Origin of the sequence: Rapidithrix thailandica (genome assembly GCF_039710355.1) — a bacterium.
GTDB classification, from domain to species: domain Bacteria; phylum Bacteroidota; class Bacteroidia; order Cytophagales; family Flammeovirgaceae; genus Rapidithrix; species Rapidithrix thailandica.
In genome coordinates this window covers 232,458-249,574 of sequence record NZ_JBDKWZ010000005.1, presented here as the reverse complement: position 1 = coordinate 249,574, position 17,117 = coordinate 232,458, and the positions used below count along the sequence as shown (strand labels likewise).

General features: G+C 41.3%; 8 protein-coding genes. 2 read left to right on the top strand and 6 right to left on the bottom strand.

Annotation, left to right across the window (positions count from 1 at the left end; all coding sequences use genetic code 11):
• Positions 1–174: 174 nt before the first annotated feature.
• From AAG747_RS10570 to AAG747_RS10550, 5 genes are all read right to left on the bottom strand, one after another.
• Positions 175–1,059, bottom strand: coding sequence for a toxin-antitoxin system YwqK family antitoxin (locus AAG747_RS10570; protein ID WP_346821132.1), 885 nt, complete (start codon positions 1,057–1,059; stop codon positions 175–177).
• 232 nt (positions 1,060–1,291) lie between these two features.
• Positions 1,292–6,232 (bottom strand): hypothetical protein, encoded by a 4,941-nt coding sequence (locus AAG747_RS10565; RefSeq protein WP_346821131.1) that lies wholly within the window; start codon positions 6,230–6,232, stop codon positions 1,292–1,294.
• A gap of 112 nt (positions 6,233–6,344) precedes the next feature.
• Positions 6,345–7,169, bottom strand: a complete 825-nt coding sequence (prmA, locus tag AAG747_RS10560; RefSeq protein WP_346821130.1) for a 50S ribosomal protein L11 methyltransferase — start codon at positions 7,167–7,169, stop codon at positions 6,345–6,347.
• Between the two features lie 159 nt (positions 7,170–7,328).
• Complete coding sequence (locus tag AAG747_RS10555) at positions 7,329–11,723, bottom strand: PAS domain S-box protein (protein ID WP_346821129.1); 4,395 nt, start codon at positions 11,721–11,723, stop codon at positions 7,329–7,331.
• 686 nt (positions 11,724–12,409) lie between these two features.
• Positions 12,410–12,784 (bottom strand): hypothetical protein, encoded by a 375-nt coding sequence (locus AAG747_RS10550; RefSeq protein WP_346821128.1) that lies wholly within the window; start codon positions 12,782–12,784, stop codon positions 12,410–12,412.
• A 312-nt stretch (positions 12,785–13,096) separates the two neighbouring features.
• Between AAG747_RS10550 and AAG747_RS10545 the strand changes: the two genes are divergently transcribed.
• The gene (locus tag AAG747_RS10545) at positions 13,097–14,746 is read left to right on the top strand and encodes a hypothetical protein (protein ID WP_346821127.1); all 1,650 of its coding nucleotides are present in this window, start codon (positions 13,097–13,099) and stop codon (positions 14,744–14,746) included.
• A gap of 337 nt (positions 14,747–15,083) precedes the next feature.
• On the top strand, positions 15,084–16,103 hold the full coding sequence (locus AAG747_RS10540) for an RluA family pseudouridine synthase (RefSeq protein ID WP_346821126.1): 1,020 nt from the start codon (positions 15,084–15,086) through the stop codon (positions 16,101–16,103).
• A gap of 52 nt (positions 16,104–16,155) precedes the next feature.
• Here the strand turns inward: AAG747_RS10540 and AAG747_RS10535 are convergent, their stop codons facing one another.
• Positions 16,156–17,049: a DUF3078 domain-containing protein gene (locus tag AAG747_RS10535; protein WP_346821125.1), complete on the bottom strand. Its 894-nt coding sequence runs from the start codon at positions 17,047–17,049 to the stop codon at positions 16,156–16,158.
• Positions 17,050–17,117: the final 68 nt, after the last annotated feature.

Sequence of the window (17,117 nt, the reverse complement as noted above, 5' to 3'; positions counted from 1 at the left end):
TTCAATGAAAACCTATCATCCGATTTTACTTTACACAAAGAAACCTCAGGAATCCGGATGTATGTCTACCTGAAGAGACTTAAGTCGGGGTGTTTTTATCAAACATTAATTAGGGAAAGGGGCAAACTTTAGCAAAGGCAGAGGTTGCTCTACAATATTCCCAATAACGATAGGCTAACGCTCTCTTGTCCTCCGGTTTCCACGTCTTTCCTCCCCTTCTACAAAGCCGTCTTCGTCCCATTCTTTGGTTACTTTTGGCTCCACGCCTTTTTCAAATGGGTTTTTCTGGTATTGGATATAGCGTTTTTTATTTTTATTTCTGCGGATCTCTTTGTCATAATATTCCACCCAAAGCCCTACTTTCACCCCTTCTTTATATTCACCTTCTGCCTTGATACGGCCACTTTCATAATACGATTTGAAGTATCCGTCCTTTCTCTCATACATAATGGGCATTACTTCTTTGATTTTGGTTTGTTCACCATCCCAATACGTAATTTCGGATTCTTTGGGAAATCCGCGGTAATAATACTCTTTGTCCCGGAGTGTAGAATCGGTCGTATATTCTTCCCATCGTCCATGTTTTACTCCGATGTAATAGATCCCATTGGTAATCAATGCACCGTCCACAAATTTTTTATAGGGGCCGTGCAAAGGCATAAAATCCTCCCGGATGGCAGTGGTATAGACAATGCGTCTTTCTTTGCTATCGTAGTAGTATTTATATTTGGGATGCTTGCTGGGGGCCTGGTATTCTTTGAGTACATAAAACTGCTCCACTACCCGTCTCCTGCGTTGATACGTCACCGTAAAACGTTTTTTGGTTTTAATTTCATACCAAACGTTTTTCTTTTTCTTATTCTTTTTATGCTTCTCTTCTTCTTTATCTTTTAACCCCGGATTCAGCTCGATGGTGGGTTTGGAATCCTCTGTGAGGATAATTGTCTGAGTAGTATCTGATGAAGTTTCCTTTTTGCCTTTCTTTTTTTGCCCGTATGACAGTTGTGTGAAACAGATAAAAGAAAGAAGCAACAGCGTGTATTTTAGCAATTGCGTCATCGTGTTTGTTATTAGTTTTTATGAGTAGTCCGAATATTCTTTTGATTCTTTTAAAGGAGAAACAGAACTTAAATAACGTGTTGTTTTTTATAAAATACAAATCTCTACCAAAGAACAAATAGGAGGCCGAAAGTATTGAACATCTTTTTACAAAGGGCTCATTTTCAAACAAACCCGGACGGATATGTCCGGGTTTGTTGTATCCGTGTAGTATGTCAAAGGTACGGGCTTCTTAGAAGCCGTCTCCATCATCGGCATCTTTCTCCTTCTCTTTCTTTTCTTTTTTCTTCTTTTTCTCCTCTTTGGGTAAACCTTCTTCTTCATCTAAAAATTCACCCACTTGATCTTCTTCATACAATCTTTGGCTATGAGATTCCTTTACTTGGATAAACACCGGATCGTCTTTTCCCAAATAGTTCAGGCGATAGGTATTCACAAAGATGTTGATTTCGTTGATATCTGCCAGGTTCAAATCTCCTTTTGACTTATCGATGATTTCATTGAGTAGCGGGTCAGAAGTAAGGGCCAAAACATTGTTTTTCTGATAACTAAAAAAGAACCAGGCTCCCGAAGGCGACTCAAAGAAGAAGTTTGCCACCTCGTCTTGTTCCAATTTGGGGATTTCCACATAGCCGTTCACTTTGGCATCTACTTCCGTTTTGCCGACACTTACCAATCCCAATTGTCCTTCACTGTAAAAAGCACTAAACTCAGGCGACCACTTTAAGCGTACGTCTCCAATTGAAATACTGGTTTTGATAAAATCAGTAACCGGAGGGCGCTCATCGGTAGCCATGGGTTGAAAGTCATTTCCTGCAAATTGCGCCAAGTTCAAGTTAAACAAAGGTTTGTTATCAATAGCAGGTTTGGCATCTGCCAAGCCGTCAACCAATATGGAACGAATTTCTTCCATAAAGGCATTTCCCCCTTCAAAATCCAACAAGAACAGCCCATTTGCTCTGAAACTACTACTTTCATCCATGCTGATTTTACCTGTGGCCGCAGCACGGAGGTTCATGGTCGATTTCTCTTTTTGCTTGATAAAATTGATCTGGCCTTCAAACTCAATATTATTCTTTTTGTGATCGTATACCAATTTACTTCCGTTAAAACTTCCCTCGTATTTTTCTTCCGGAGCAATGGTATACACCTCTTTATCCGTATTGTATTTCAAGACGCCCTTCCCTGAGAAAATCGGCATATCCGGGGCTCTCAGGTTATCGTATTCTAAAAAGGAGGCGTATAAATCATGATCCAAACGACTGATGTACAAGCCGGTTTGCAATTTATTGCGCATTCCATGTTCTGTAAGGTTTTCATCTACGTACAGCATTTTACTTTCTTCCGCGCTCTCCTTTTCATAGCTAAACCAGGCATTGTTTTCCCGGTCTATGTCCAAAGCTACTTTTCCGGAAAGGCCCGGAAACGGCTCATTATCCAATAGTTTCACTTCTCCTACATATTTAATTCCCGCCATAATTTTCAGCGGTTGCTCCTCTTGAATGGTACCTTTTGCCGTAGTAACAATTTGCTCTACTCTTCCTTGCTTTGTTTTCTCTTTGGTGTACTTCACTTGAAAATCATCGATCTTTATAGGGAAGGTATCGCTCAATTCATTGACATAATTGTAAATTGCTTCGGCATCAAACTCCCTTCTCGAACGGATTTTCACCTCGGCATCTGTCAACACATGGTATTTGGTGGTAGCGTTCATTTCGATCTTAGCATTTTGCAAGGGATCGATTTCGGCATTTCCGCGAATTACCAGGTTTCCATCGTCCGGAATAATATTGACGTTTGCCACGCGGATTTTAGGTACTCCTGAGAGGTTCAAAGAGTTATCATTCAAATCGTAAATAGAGCTGGCTGCCTGAAACTGTAAGGAATCCTGATCGCGATGGGTAGAGGTAAACGTAAACAATTCATTTTCCCTTTCCCCCGTCACACTCATCAAAAGTTTGCCCTGATCCAGGTTCCAAACCACGGTGTTAATAGTACTCAAGAATTGTGTAAACGGAAACGAGAAACTCTGGTAATCTTCGTCATTTTCGGCTTTAATCACCGCAATACGCTCTTTCAAATCGTACTTCACCTCCACATCTTTTCCTAGCATGGCAGGCGTTACCGGATCTTCCGACTTAATCCGGAAGGTAGAGTTTTTACTCAGGTAATCGGTTTCGTTAAACGCATAATTTTCCGATTCGTTAATGGACATGGGCGTTTCCAACTTTCCACTACCCTTTAGCTCCGAAGGAGTAAATGCCAAGGTTCCGTCAAAAGAAGACTTGGGATCGTATATTTCAAAAGGTTTGCCTTCTTGGCTGGTAAGCAACATACTGTCTTGTGCGATCAACCAACGCATCTTGTAATCCGTCATCTTTACTCCCGGAAAGGAAACACCCTCATGTACCCCGGATTCAATGACTCCCTCGGTCCCCACAGTCAACAAGGAGTCCGAATAAAAGATAAAATCATCGGATCTAAAATCCCCGGATAAATATTCAATTCGTCCTTTCCCCCGGATACCTTGATTGTTTAAGGTAATTTTATCATAGTACTGTGCTTTGCCTTCGTAAAGAGGATAACCTTCGGAAGGTGTGTGCTGGGTAAACCCCAGGGACCCGTCTTTTTGAATGCCCACTCTTTGTTCAAAATCCGGAAAAATACCGCTGGAATTAAATGTTCCGGCAAAGTTAATGGAGTTCGGGTTACTACTGTTGATACTGTCAATTTCAAAAGGTGGAATTTCAAAAGAAACCCGTTCGTCATACGCTCCTCCCAATACTTCACTTCCTCCGAATTGAATTTCCCCTCCGGAAGTCGCAGACAATTTCGGATAACCCGGATAGTTTTTCAAACCCGATTTATTATTCGGTCGCGAAATGTACATGGTTCCTGCCGTACCCACTATATTGTTCGGAAGCTCTACATCTTCACCGGTGACCGAATCAGGCACCAGGAAAGAAACCGAATCCAATTCCGTCATAACTACCTTAAAGCTATCGTAATTAAAGACAAAGTCTTTTCCTCGGAAGATGAACTTACCGGCCCTCATTTCTCCGGCAAAACGTGTATTCCGGTCTTCTTCCAAGATAATTTCCCCGTCTTTGGGTTTTACTAACACCCGCATCGAGTCACTAATCACAAAATTCCGTACCCCTCTTACCAACATTTGGTTTTCCTTAAAGTTTAAGGTTGCATTAGTGGCATTTGCCGCTCTCGAACGGATCGTCATATTATCAAAGTCGGCTTTGTTGCTCATCCGGTTCATCTTCATATGTGCGTAGTAATACAACCATGCTTTTCGCTCTAACCGGAACTGGTCGCTGTCTTGGTTGTAAAAAACAAAACCTTGCCGTTCCAATTCCATCATGGCTCCCCGCACTACTTTGGGATTCAGTTTCCGGTAAGCGGCCAGTTCGTCACTGCGAAAAATATTAGAGCGTTTGTCATTGGCATAGTGAATGGCCAAAAGCAAAGGGTGGAAGGTATAAATTCCGTGAAGCTTTTTGAAGCGATCCAAGTCAAAATAATCTGCCGATTCTATGACTAAGGGAATTTTATCTTTTGCATTCAGGATCTCAATATTCATCGAGTCTTGTGTGAGATCCCATTCGATAAATTCCGCAAAGACATTCACATCGTGAAAGGTATTATAAAAGGCCGTTTCTTTGTATTGTCCTTTGTCTCTTCTCGCCTGCAAAAAGTAATCGTGTTGTGCATACTTAACACTCACAGCCGCATGATACATCGAATCGCTTTCACTCTGGTAAATAGTAATGTCTGTTTTGGGGTTGGTGATCAAAGAATCCATAAAGGCAAAACCTGCACGGGAAACCGCTTTAAAGCGCTTTTTCCCCTCCAATGCCACTTCGATCTGATTCGGACCTTTACCATAGGAGGTGCTATAGACTTTTTTTCCAATCAACGTAAAACCACCTTTGTAGGTCAGGTCAGGTCCCAGGTCTTTCACTACAATATTGTTATTATACGATTTGAACCGGGGATACAATGCTTGTTCAGGTTGATGATTGTAGCGATGGCTTTCATAAACAAAGTGTCCCTCTACAACCGTATCAATCTTAGCCTTGTAGTAGATTTTCGCAAAATCGGCTTTTAATCTGGGGGAACGAAGGTTAAAGGCATATTCATTAAATTCACAATACAACTCCTCTTTTCCGAAGCCTAAGTTTTCCCAATAAAACTTTCCTCCTTTTCCTACAAAGTTAAAGTCTTTCAACACTACAGTACCTTCACTGGCTTCCAGATCCACGGAGTCAAACACGGAGTACATGGACATTCTGGCATTGGTCAGTTTCATTACCGGGCCGGAAATTTCAGGCATGGGCATCGGATCCGGTACATAGGAATACTCCACTTGGTCAAACGCTTCTTTTACCGGCTGAGGCTTTACTTTCTTTTCAACTTTTGGCTCCTCTTCCTCCTCTTTATACTCTTCCCAGTCATCCCCCCAATTGCCATCGTCCCCATCGTCTCCCCAACCGACATCGGTCCAATCATCCTCTTTATTGCCGGATTCCGTCATGTCAAAACCTTCCTCTTCTTCGCTTTTTAAATGTTCAAACCACTCCCCTTCTTTTTTCTCGGGCTCCAAGTCACTTTCCGATACTTCGGGAGCTGGCTTTTCGGGTACTGCCTCCAAGGCGGTAGCATCATCATACATTTCAAAATCTACTTTGGCTTCATGCACAGCCAAAGCATTAAACTTTGATTGAAACAAAGTACCATGCTCAAATAGGCTCCGGGAAGTTTTCAAGAAATTCGCAACCACATATTTTTTATACTTTTCAGAAGCTTTTTCAGCAACGTCCAAAAAGTGGTTCAGCTCCTCCGCTCCCAACATACTACTTTGCTTGCCATATGCCACGCAAGCGTATAAGTTTTCCAGATGAGGGTTGGCATACAAACCCTTCCGGTACATATTTTGGGAAATGATGTATAATTTGTTTTGTTGCTCCGGGTTTAAGGCAGGATACACGCCTTCAAAGTCCCTCCAGACAGAATCGGCCGTAGGGCTAGAAGAGCGAAATAGAATATTCTCTACATTGATTAAAAAATGTTCGGCATTCTCAAACGGTTGATTGGCAAACTGGGCCTGGGCCTGAGCCAACAGCCCGAAAATCAACCAACATGAAAAAAAATAGCGTTTCATACTCATTGGATTGTTTCTTGATATAGGTTCAGAGGGTGGTATTCCGGTTGAATCCTCAGATATTCTAATAACAAATTTTTATCCCCATGGATATGAAACACTATGCAAAAACCTATCCTTTACTGAATAGAAGGCTCGCCCATTTGTCTTGAGTCAGTTCTTTTTCAAACAATAAGTCCAATCGCTCAGCTTCCTCCCGCACCTCTTTTATATCTTCGATCAAGATTCCACTCAGCAAAATCTTCCCTCCGGAAATCACCTTTTTTTCATAGTGTTTCAAATCCTGAAGGATGATATTTTTATTGATATTTGCCAATAAAATATCAAAAGCTTCCTGAAAATTCTGATCTTGAAGTGTACCTTGGCAGGCCTCTAATGGCACTTGATTATTCCGGGCATTTTCCAAGGTATTTTCTACCGACCACTCTTCAATATCCACCCCGATAGCCCTCTGAGCGCCTAATTTCATGGCCATAATCGCAAGGATTCCGGTACCGCAACCCACATCCAGCACTTTTTTCCCCTTAAAATCCAATGAAAGCTGATGAGTTACCATCATGGACGTAGTGGCATGGTGCCCTGTACCAAAAGACATTTTCGGTGTGATGATTAGCTCATAAGGAAAGGATTTTTCCACCTGATGAAATTCGGCCCGGATCAACACCTTATCATCTACGATTGTATAAGGAAAATTGGCTTCCCATAGCCGATTCCAGTTTTGTTTTTCTACTTCTTCCAATTGGTAGTTTATATCCCCCAACCCCTTCATCCGGTTGATCAGTGCTTCTAATTGGTCAATGGCCAATTGGCCTTTCTCAATAGAGCATTCAAAGCCTTTTTCATCTTCCAGAAAAGCATCAAAACCCAATTCGGCCAATTCTACCTGTAGTATTTCGGTAACGCCCTCTTCACATTGCACTTTTAACAAATGGTACATGTTTCCAAATTTAATTTTTAGTGTAATTTCACTTGTTGTTCCTTACAGCACAGTTGCTCAAAGGGTATTCCCCCTGTCGTGTAAAGACAATGCACAAAATTACAGCATTTTACCGGAAGTCTATCCAGGATTATTCTCCCCTCTTTTCTTATGCACCGATTACTTTGCTACAAACAATGTTTTTTTAATATATTCTGTGGCTTGTTGATGGGCGGGTTTTAATTGATTAACCAAAATGGCAATATCACTGTAATCTTTTATTTTCATTTTTTCATCCAGTACCTGAGAAATCCGGTACAACCGGTTCGCCCCAATGGTTCCGGTCAGGCCTTTCAGGGTGTGCGTTGCCGAAGCTAATTTTTCATAGTCTTTTGCATTCCAACTGATAATGACTTCTTCCAACAACTCGGCACTTTCTTCGATAAAAGAGGCATACATATCTTGAATAATTTCCGGATCGCCATGGGTATAGTTTTTCAAGTCATTGACTATTTTTTCGTCAATGATTTCCTCTTTGCCGGCTGTTTGTACGGTTTCCTGATAGTGTTCGGTTACTTCTTCCGTTTCGGGTTCTGCCTCCAGGGGTTCCAGCCAGTTTTTCAACTTGTTTGCCAATACTTGCAAAGTAATGGGTTTTGCAAGGTAGTCGTCCATCCCCAAGCGTATATATTTTTCCGCATCGCCTTCCATGGCATTGGCACTCAAGCCGATCACCACAGGAGGGGCAAGCAGGTTATTTTTAATCATATGTGTTGCCTGGACACCATCCATTACCGGCATTTGAATATCCATCAACACCAAATTATAGGCTTCACCTTTCGCCATTTCAAACGCTTCTTTTCCATTATTGGCGATATCGACCTGGCAACCCAGGTTATGTAACATAATACTGGCCACATCCCGGTTTACCTTTTGGTCTTCTACCAAAAGTACTTTCGCATTGAAACGGATCTTTTCTTTCGCTTTTTCTTCTTGGGTTTTGGTCAAAACTTTTCCTTCTTTGTTGTATTCAAAAGGAAATGTGAACCAAAATAAACTGCCTTTCCCTTTTTTGGAATCTACGCCAATTTTACCCCCCATCAATTCTACCATATTCTGACAGATAGCCAAACCCAAACCCGTACCGCCATGCTGTCGGGTAGAGGAATTATCCAACTGAGAAAACTTTTGAAAAAGCTTTTCCTGATCTATTTCATCAATACCGACTCCAGTATCTTCTACTTCGATCAGAACTTCTCCTTCACCTTTTAACTTGGCCCGGATATGAATACTGCCATTTTCGGTAAAGTTGGTGGCATTACTTACCAAATTGGTCAGAATTTGAGTAAGGCGGGTGCTATCGGCAACCAAGTACCGGGGAATTTCCTTGTCCAAACTTACCTCCAGAGTGGTCCCTTTTTGCTGGACAATCGGCAAAAACAGCTCTTTTACCCTGTTAACCAAATGCCGGAAACCAAACAATGACGGTTTTAAACGCATCTTACCCGCCTCCATTTTCGACAGGTCTAAAATATCGTTAATGATGACCAATAAATTGTTTGACGAGTTTTTAATCGTTTCCACATAGGCTTTACAATCGGAAGCCAAGTCCATTTCCATCAAGACATCCGACATACCGATAATCCCATTCAACGGTGTCCGGATTTCATGACTCATATTCGCCAAGAAGTCAGAGCGGATTTGCAAAGAGGACTCCGCCAATTCTTTGGCTTTGATCAAATCTTCTTTTTGTTTGCGCTCGGTAATATCGGTAATGATGGCATCCATCCGGCTGAGAATATCCTGCTCATTCAAAGAGGGAGTGATTTCAATCCTTACCCACTTTGTAATGCCTTCTTTGGAGATGATCCGGCACTCTCCCACTACATTTCTTCCAGTGGCCAAATCCGGTTCGAATTCTCCGATCAAATTCCGGTCTTCGGGGTGTATACATTTATGCCAGAGATAAGGATCTTTGACAAATTCCTCTTTGGGAAAACCAAATAACCTCTCGCACTGATGAGATATCTGGATGGTTTTCCGGTTGAGTGTGTCAATCGACATAAATACATTATCCAGGTTGTTCAAGAGGTGTTGCAACTGCTCCTGTGTTTCTTTAATTTTTAGTTCGGCAAGCTTTCTGGCGGTAATATCTTCTACCATACTCACCGTATACACAGGGTTTTCGGCCAAGTCCCGTACCAAGGAAGTGGTTTCTCTCACCCATATTACCTCTTGTTCTTTGGTGACAAAGCGCTTTTCAAGCTGATAAAATTCTCTCAGGCCATCCAATAATTGCGTAAAATAATGGCGATTTAAGTCCTGATCTTCCGCCAAGGTAATATCCAGGTACTTTTTCGCTTCCAGCTCTTTGGAGCTGTATCCGGTAAGGTGTTTGAAGGCCGGATTGACCTTCAAATAGCTGCCGTCCAGACCGTTCAAGGTAACTCCGGTAGCGGCCCATTCAAACAAAGAGCGAAACCGGCTTTCACTTTGCCGCAATTTTTCTTCTGACTCCCTACGTTCGGTGGTATCCCGCAAGATACTGATCCAATGCGTGTATTGCCCCAATTCGTTGGCAATCGGCATAATGCTCTGTTCTACCCAATAGGCTTTGCCATCTTTTGCATATTGCAAAAGCTCCGCATTCACAGGTTGAAAAAGTTGAATTTTTTCCCTGATCTTTTCCAATGTTTTAGGGTCGGTTTCCGGTCCATTGAGTAAGTTGGCTGTTTTGCCCAAGACTTCCGTACTGGAATAACCTGTTTTTTCAAAAAGCGCCTGATTGGCAAAAACAATACTGTTTTCTTCCGGAGCGCCTTGTGCATGTGTAATCATGATTGCATCGTTGGCATGCAATACAGCCGATTCCAAAAGACGAAGCTTTTCTTCCTGTTGTTTAATTTGGGTAATATCTACAATGGTACCTACCATCCGGAAGGGTTTGCCGGAGTGATTGCGCATTGCCTTACCCCGCATGATTACCCAGCGGATACTTCCGTCTTTGTGGAGCATCCGGTGTTCGATTTCATGAAGGACTTTTTTATTTTTCAGATGGTCATTGATCGATAACTGAACTGTATTTTTATCTTCAGGGTGAATCAGTTCGCTCCATCCTGCCAAAGAGTCATTAATTTCTTCTTCTCCGTAACCCAACATTTCTTTCAGGTTGGGAGACAGGTACATCGTATCCCGGTCAATGTCCCAATCCCAAACGCCTACCAACCCGCCGGAAATTGCCAATTTGAACCGTTCTTGACTTTTGGCTAATTTTTCATTGGCTAGTTTCTTAACGGTGATGTCCCGGATGATTCCGGTAAATATCACCTCATTATGAATGACCGTAGCGGCCAAGGACAACTCTGCCGGAACTTTCTTTCCATCCTTGTGCAAAACTTCCAACTCCCGGTTATTGACAGGCTCCCAATGTTGCAAGCTTTCAATATCCTGATTCTTTGCCAAGAAGTTCTCTAAAAGTTCCTGATAACCGGGGGCCACTAGTTTTTGCATGGAATTTCCGATAAGTTGCTCGGCTTGATAACCAAACAAACGCTCTCCGGCTTGGTTGATATTCAGGATACAACCCTGCTTGTTCACCGAAATGATAGCATCCGCAGCCGTGTCCAAAATGGCTCTTAACCTTCCTGATTTCTCTTCCAATTCCCTGGTGGATACTTTCAATTTGCGCATTGCATCTTTCATGGACTCGGTAATGCGCCTTTTCACCGTAATGTCTCTGGAGGAAGTTTGAAAGCGAATGACTTTCCCCTCTTGGTTAAATATAGGCTTGACATTGATCTCAAAGTAGCCATACACACCCGCTTTATTTTTCAAGCGGCATTCAACTTTCAACTCCTGGCGTTTTTTTAAGATCCGGCGGTTTTCTTCCGTAAGTAACTTTTGAGCATCTTCGGGATGCATAAATTCCAATGCAGAACTCCCTATCACTGCATCGACCTCATAACCCAATAATTTTTTGGCAGAGGGGGATACATACTCCAACACTCCTTCTTTGGTATGCAAACAAATTAATTCGAGTGTATTTTCAGAGAGCATTTGATACAATTCCGTATTCCGGATTTGTGCTTTTTGCAAGTTGGATTGCCGGAGTTGTAAAAAAATCCAAAGGTATAAATAACCACTTGCCACCACGCCCATTCCCCATTGTACGATCAGCGCGTTGGGTTGAACCTCTCCCTTCATCAAAGGCAGCAGAAATAAATAAGAAACCGCACAAAAAACAATAATCCCTAACTGCCAATAAACCGCTCGTTTTTGAAACAGAGATAGCACACTCAGAAGCATAAACAAACAAGCCAGGTGAATTTGTGGCATGTTCCCATATTGCAACCAGAAGATATTCAAGAATAAGTAAGAAAGTAAAAAAATCAAGCATTTTCCAAACAGTCCCTGTTTTACCTTCATCATACCAATGGCCACCAAGGCTCCTCCACCTAAAATCCCCACAAAAGTCCATTGGTTTTGTAAAGAAAAAAAGAGCGTTCCTGTTAGATACAACACCGTCAGAAATCCTAAATAGACCGTGCGAATACGTGTGTTATAGTATTTGTGCATATGAGAAGCTATATATCAGGACAATTTCCATCAGATTAGTAAACAATACGACTTACCAGCCCTTCTTTTATGATGAAGTGGTTTACACGTATAGTTTTTGACCGAAAAAGGAATCAAAATCGGCTCATCAAGGCACTTTTTGAAGAGAATAGCCAAAGCTATTGTTGAAAAAAGTAACACAGAGGAGGCGTTTTTTGAAACATTTTTCAGGAAAAAGAAAAAGGTTAATTCACTTCGATAGCTCTTTTTCCCTGTTGATACGAAAAGGTTACTAACGATGCATGTCTTGTAAATACTTTGTCTACAATTTTACAATTTATTCGCTGATAAGCCTTGATTTAGAAAGGATTAATGTAAGAAAAAAAAGAAGCAAACCGTATTACTTGCAAAGAATTAAGAAAGAATTGAATTTTTTGAATATTACACTTTGTTTGATTTACCCAAAAACATTTACGGTTCACCAGATAGAAAACAGTATCCCGGCTTCTTGTTTAGAGTATGTTAAATGTTCACTTATCGGTCTTCCCTGTGGCAAATACGATCTAATGATAAAAAAGCGACCTGGTATCAGGTCTTTTCAAAAAGAAAAAGCAGGAGAAGATTTCCTGCTTTTCAAGCTACTAGAACGGTCGCTGTTTTAAGGATGTGGAGAGACTTTGTATAACGTTACCTTCTGTTTTTTACTCTTATCTATCAAGAATATACACCCAGGTGTTTCCCTCTTTCATCAGCAAACTTGCGTTATGAGGGAGTAAGGTTACATCTATCGTTCCTTGAGCTTTGTATTGTTCCGTTAGCAAGTTACCTGTTTGGTCAAATAGCAAGATTTCTTCCGCTTCCTCCTGTGTTACCAACCACTCTTGCACTTCTTCAATCCCCAAAGTATCCTCTGTTTCTAACTCTTTCAGTAAGGCTTGTTCTTCCGAAGTCAATTGTATAGTGGTGGTTTTCTTATCGTCTGGTTCGCCGGCAAAGGCACTCATCGTAATCGCAAGCATCATCACAACAATTAGTATCACTGCTTCTATAATACTTCTTTTGATTTGAATTTGGGTTTTCATGGTTTTTCAATTGAGATGAATAACGTTAAATCGTGTGTTTTTTCAAACATAAACACCAAACAGATACCAATTGACACAAACAACTTATTATCAAGTATTTAAACACAAAAACCCAGCTAAACCCGACACACAACACTGTCCGATTTTGTACAGGTTTTGATGATACTGTACACCTGACTGAAGATGCATCATGAAATCATCCACTCGTTACTCCCCCTCTCAAAGGAAAGCTTTTTCAGTTAAGAGAATTTTATGAACTTTGTAGGATCAGCTTGTATCAAAAGAAGCCTGAAAACCAAGAATCTCAGACGAATGCTAAATCAGAAGTATACATATATAATCTTTCTACTATTTACTTGGCTGAATACGTCACAAACAGGTCTTGCTCATCCGATTTCAGTCAGTTGGGCCGAAATAAATGTAAACTCACAAAAAGTAGAGGTCAAGTTGCGTATTTTGGCCGAAGACTTGTTTTTGTACTATGGTCTGGCCTCCGACCAGGAAGACCGTATACCGGTTACCACACTCAATGCCACCGCCCAGAAACATAAAACATTCCTTCAGAAATATTTTCAGGTACGTACCGGCGGCAGAGCACTTCGAAGCAACGTGACGGGTATAGAACTTCTTTCTTCCGATATAAAAGCTATTGCCGTGAGCGACCTCATGGAACATTCGCTTTATTATCATTTGGAGTTTCCACTGACCCAAGCTCCTTCACAACTCAACTTCTTTCAAGAGTTTGGCGGACCTGCCAATGTGATCAATGCCATTATGCTGGTCCAAATCAAACAGAAAGGCGTGGAAGTACATCTTCCTTTTGAACTTAAAAAGGGAGAGCATAGAAGTGTTCGTTTCGATTGGAGCAAAGCCCCTACCCCTCAAAATACCCTTAGTGACAAATTTGCCCGGATGAAAGCCAAGCAGCAAGAGGAAACCTTGGGCATCAGCAGCTATAGTTCCGTATATTCCTTTATTTACATTACCCCTTTTGAAGTCAGGCATGAGATATTAATTCCCTTAGCCACTTTAGAAACCTGGCTGGAAATTCCCCGGAAAGACCCTATGATGTTAGGAGTCGAGGAACAATCTTCTGCCCTTCGGAAAATCACGGACTTCTTCCTCCGGCATCAACCCATACACGTGAATCAGCGGCAAATGCAAGCGAGTGTCAGCAGGGTTGATTTTTATGGATTGAACTTTAAAGATTTTGCCAAAAGGCCGGAAAAACAGCCCTTGAGTACGGCCCATGCCCGTGTGGGAATTATCTTAAGTTATCCGTTGAGAGAAGTACCTCAATCAGTACAACTCACCTGGGGACTCTTCAACAAAGCCGTTAGGAAAGTGAACAGTATCGTGTACGCTTTTGACGATAATTTACAAGCACAATTCACCCGGAAAAGCCCCCAATATACCTGGAAAAATGCAGGCCGGTACTCGATACAAACGATCAGTCAGGTAAAAGCGGAAACTGAAAGCAGCTGGTTTTCCTTCTTTACAGGGGGGGAAGCCCCAACTGAAGAACAGGCAAGAAAAGTCTTCAATACACTGCTCAAAAATATGTACCAGGCATTTGATTACCGCCATGAAGAACAGATATACGATGCTTTGGCGATAAGTGTCAGTGGAGAATTGCTCTCCGAAGTATATTTACAAATACAAAAAAGCCTGGTAATGCAAGAACAAGGGGGAGCTGTGTCTCATATTGAAGAAATCAATATTACCAGCGGTATGCAACAAAACCGCTCGGGGGAAAATACCTCCGAACAGTTTAATTATTTTGCCACCTGGACGGTAAAAGGAACAGTAGAACACTGGGGGCATATCCATGAAAGAGTCAATCGGTACAGTGCTTTGTTTACCCTCAAAGCAGATGATCATACATGGAAAATCAGTAAGATTCAACTACTGGACCAACAAAGGGAGGCATTTAAAACCAAAATACGACAACTCTGGAAGTAACAAGGATAGGTAATGGAGAAAATATTCATTCTTAAATTATCAGTTTTCCGAAATTCTATTTACAAAATCCACGTTCCTTTCAACAAAAATTGTTAATATTAATTTAATAAATATAGCAGCAACAAATAGGTGCTCTTGTATGCAAATAATATGTTTTTAATTTCTTGTCATAAGAATTTAAGCATATTCACAGTGAAAATGAACAGGCAATCTCTGAGAACTATGTGTGTCAGTGCTCTTGCCCCAAAGCCCGGGATTTGACAGATATGTCAGGACCAAGGCTTTACTTATCAATTGATTAACTTATCTTTATTATTACTGTCAAATTTCTGTAGATATGGTTAGAGTAGGACGGTATTACGAAATTTACAGGTTGGAAGTGGAAAACTTTCCGGAATTTACCCGGATAGATGAATATTTATATGACCGGTTTCCAAAATACACCTTGGAAGCTATTCAGGAATGCATCAAATCCAGTAAAATCCTTATTAACGGTGAGCATGTTCCGCTTAACCATGAGCTGACTTCCGGTGACAGAATCACCGCCCTTCTAGACAAAGATCCCTATACCTTTGATATTGTTCCTCAAAACATTCCATTGGAAAAAGTCTATGAAGACAATACCTTACTGGTTGTCAATAAGCCTGCGGGCATGGTCGTACATCCCGGACACAATAATGAAACGGGAACCTTGGTCAACTCTCTGACTTTCCATTACGATGATTTGCCTAGCAACCATAATGGGAGTGATAAACCGGGCATCGTACACCGGATCGACAAAGATACTTCGGGCTTACTGGTCATCGCTAAAACGGACCGAGCCATGGAAAGCTTAGCCAGTCAATTTTTCGACCATAGTATTGAACGCACCTATTATGCATTGGTATGGGGCAACTTGGAAAAAGACAGTGGAACCATAGAATGGAATGTAGGGCGCAGCCACGATAACAAACGTTTAAGAGTCGTTTACGAAGATGGTATGGACGGCAAACCGGCCATTACCCACTATAAAGTGATTCGCAGATATGGTTATTTAACCTTGGTACGATGTAACCTGGAAACTGGCCGTACCCATCAAATACGGGTACATATGAAACATTTGGGCCATACTTTATTTGGCGATGTAGTATACGGGGGCAATCATATATTGGTGCAAAATGGCAATCAAGCGTATTACGACCTGATTCATAAATGCTTGAAAATAATGCCCCGCCAAGCACTTCATGCCAAGTCTTTAGGTTTTGAACATCCGGCAAACAAAAAATTTCTTTATTTCGAACAAGCTCTTCCCGATGATTTTCAAAAGGTCATCCAACTTTGGGAAGCTTTTATACAAACGCATAAACAAGAAGGGTAAAACACCCTTTACCCTTCTTGTTTATATTCAACCTGCATCACCGATGTACCAATCATTCTTTTTTCTTCTCATTGGTAAAAATCAAACCCAGCGCCAGACTCTGCCCAAACTGGACCCCAGAATCCTGGTCATTATCGTACAGTACAATACCGGAAATACTGGTGCGAATAAATTTATTGACTTGTGCCGATAAAGTTAAATCCAAACGGTGATCCACGGTTTCAAAATCAAAATTCTCGTACTCACTGAACAATTGATACTTCCATTTCAAATTGAGGTTTTTGGCAATCTCTTTATCAAAGTCCGCAACAATATTTAGCGCCAACCATTCCAATTCTACTTTGTCTCCGATAGGGACTCCATAATTTTTAGGCACACCGTTTTTGTAAAGTGTAGTGTCTAATACAAACGTAGTGCGGGGGGCAAAGGGGCTAAGCCGTACAAAGAAGTAATCGACAGGTTTGTACTCAAAACCTATACTGGTGGTCAGAAAACCCGGGGCCAAAAATTCCGACACCTGGTTTTTCACTTCCTCTCCATTCACCTCTTCAAATTTATATCCTTTGGCAAATTGGGTTTGGAAATTAAGACCGACAAATAGGCTCCAGGCTTTGGAGAGTTTATGTCCGACTTTAGAATCTATAAAAATCAGGTCTTCGCTTTTGCGCATATCCTCCCCCTTGTTTTTGATCAAGCCATAGCGAAGGTCCACTTCATTGTCCCAAGAAAAATTCCCTTCTTTATAACCTGCTTTAAGGTTATAGCGGCTGGCCAAAGCCACGTTAGAAACCCCTCCTCCTTTCCAATTATCACTAAAAGCCGCCTGTGTCAAATCAAATGTAAACTTGTGGATAGTTTTCCAGTTTTTGGTTTCCTCTTCCTGTTCTTGTGCAACACTGATTAAAGGAAGGAATGCCATTAATACAACCAATAATTTTACCTTCATAAGGATTTGCTAGTTTAGATGATAAAAAAATAAGAGCATGTTTAAAGCTTATTACGGCAAACTGCCCC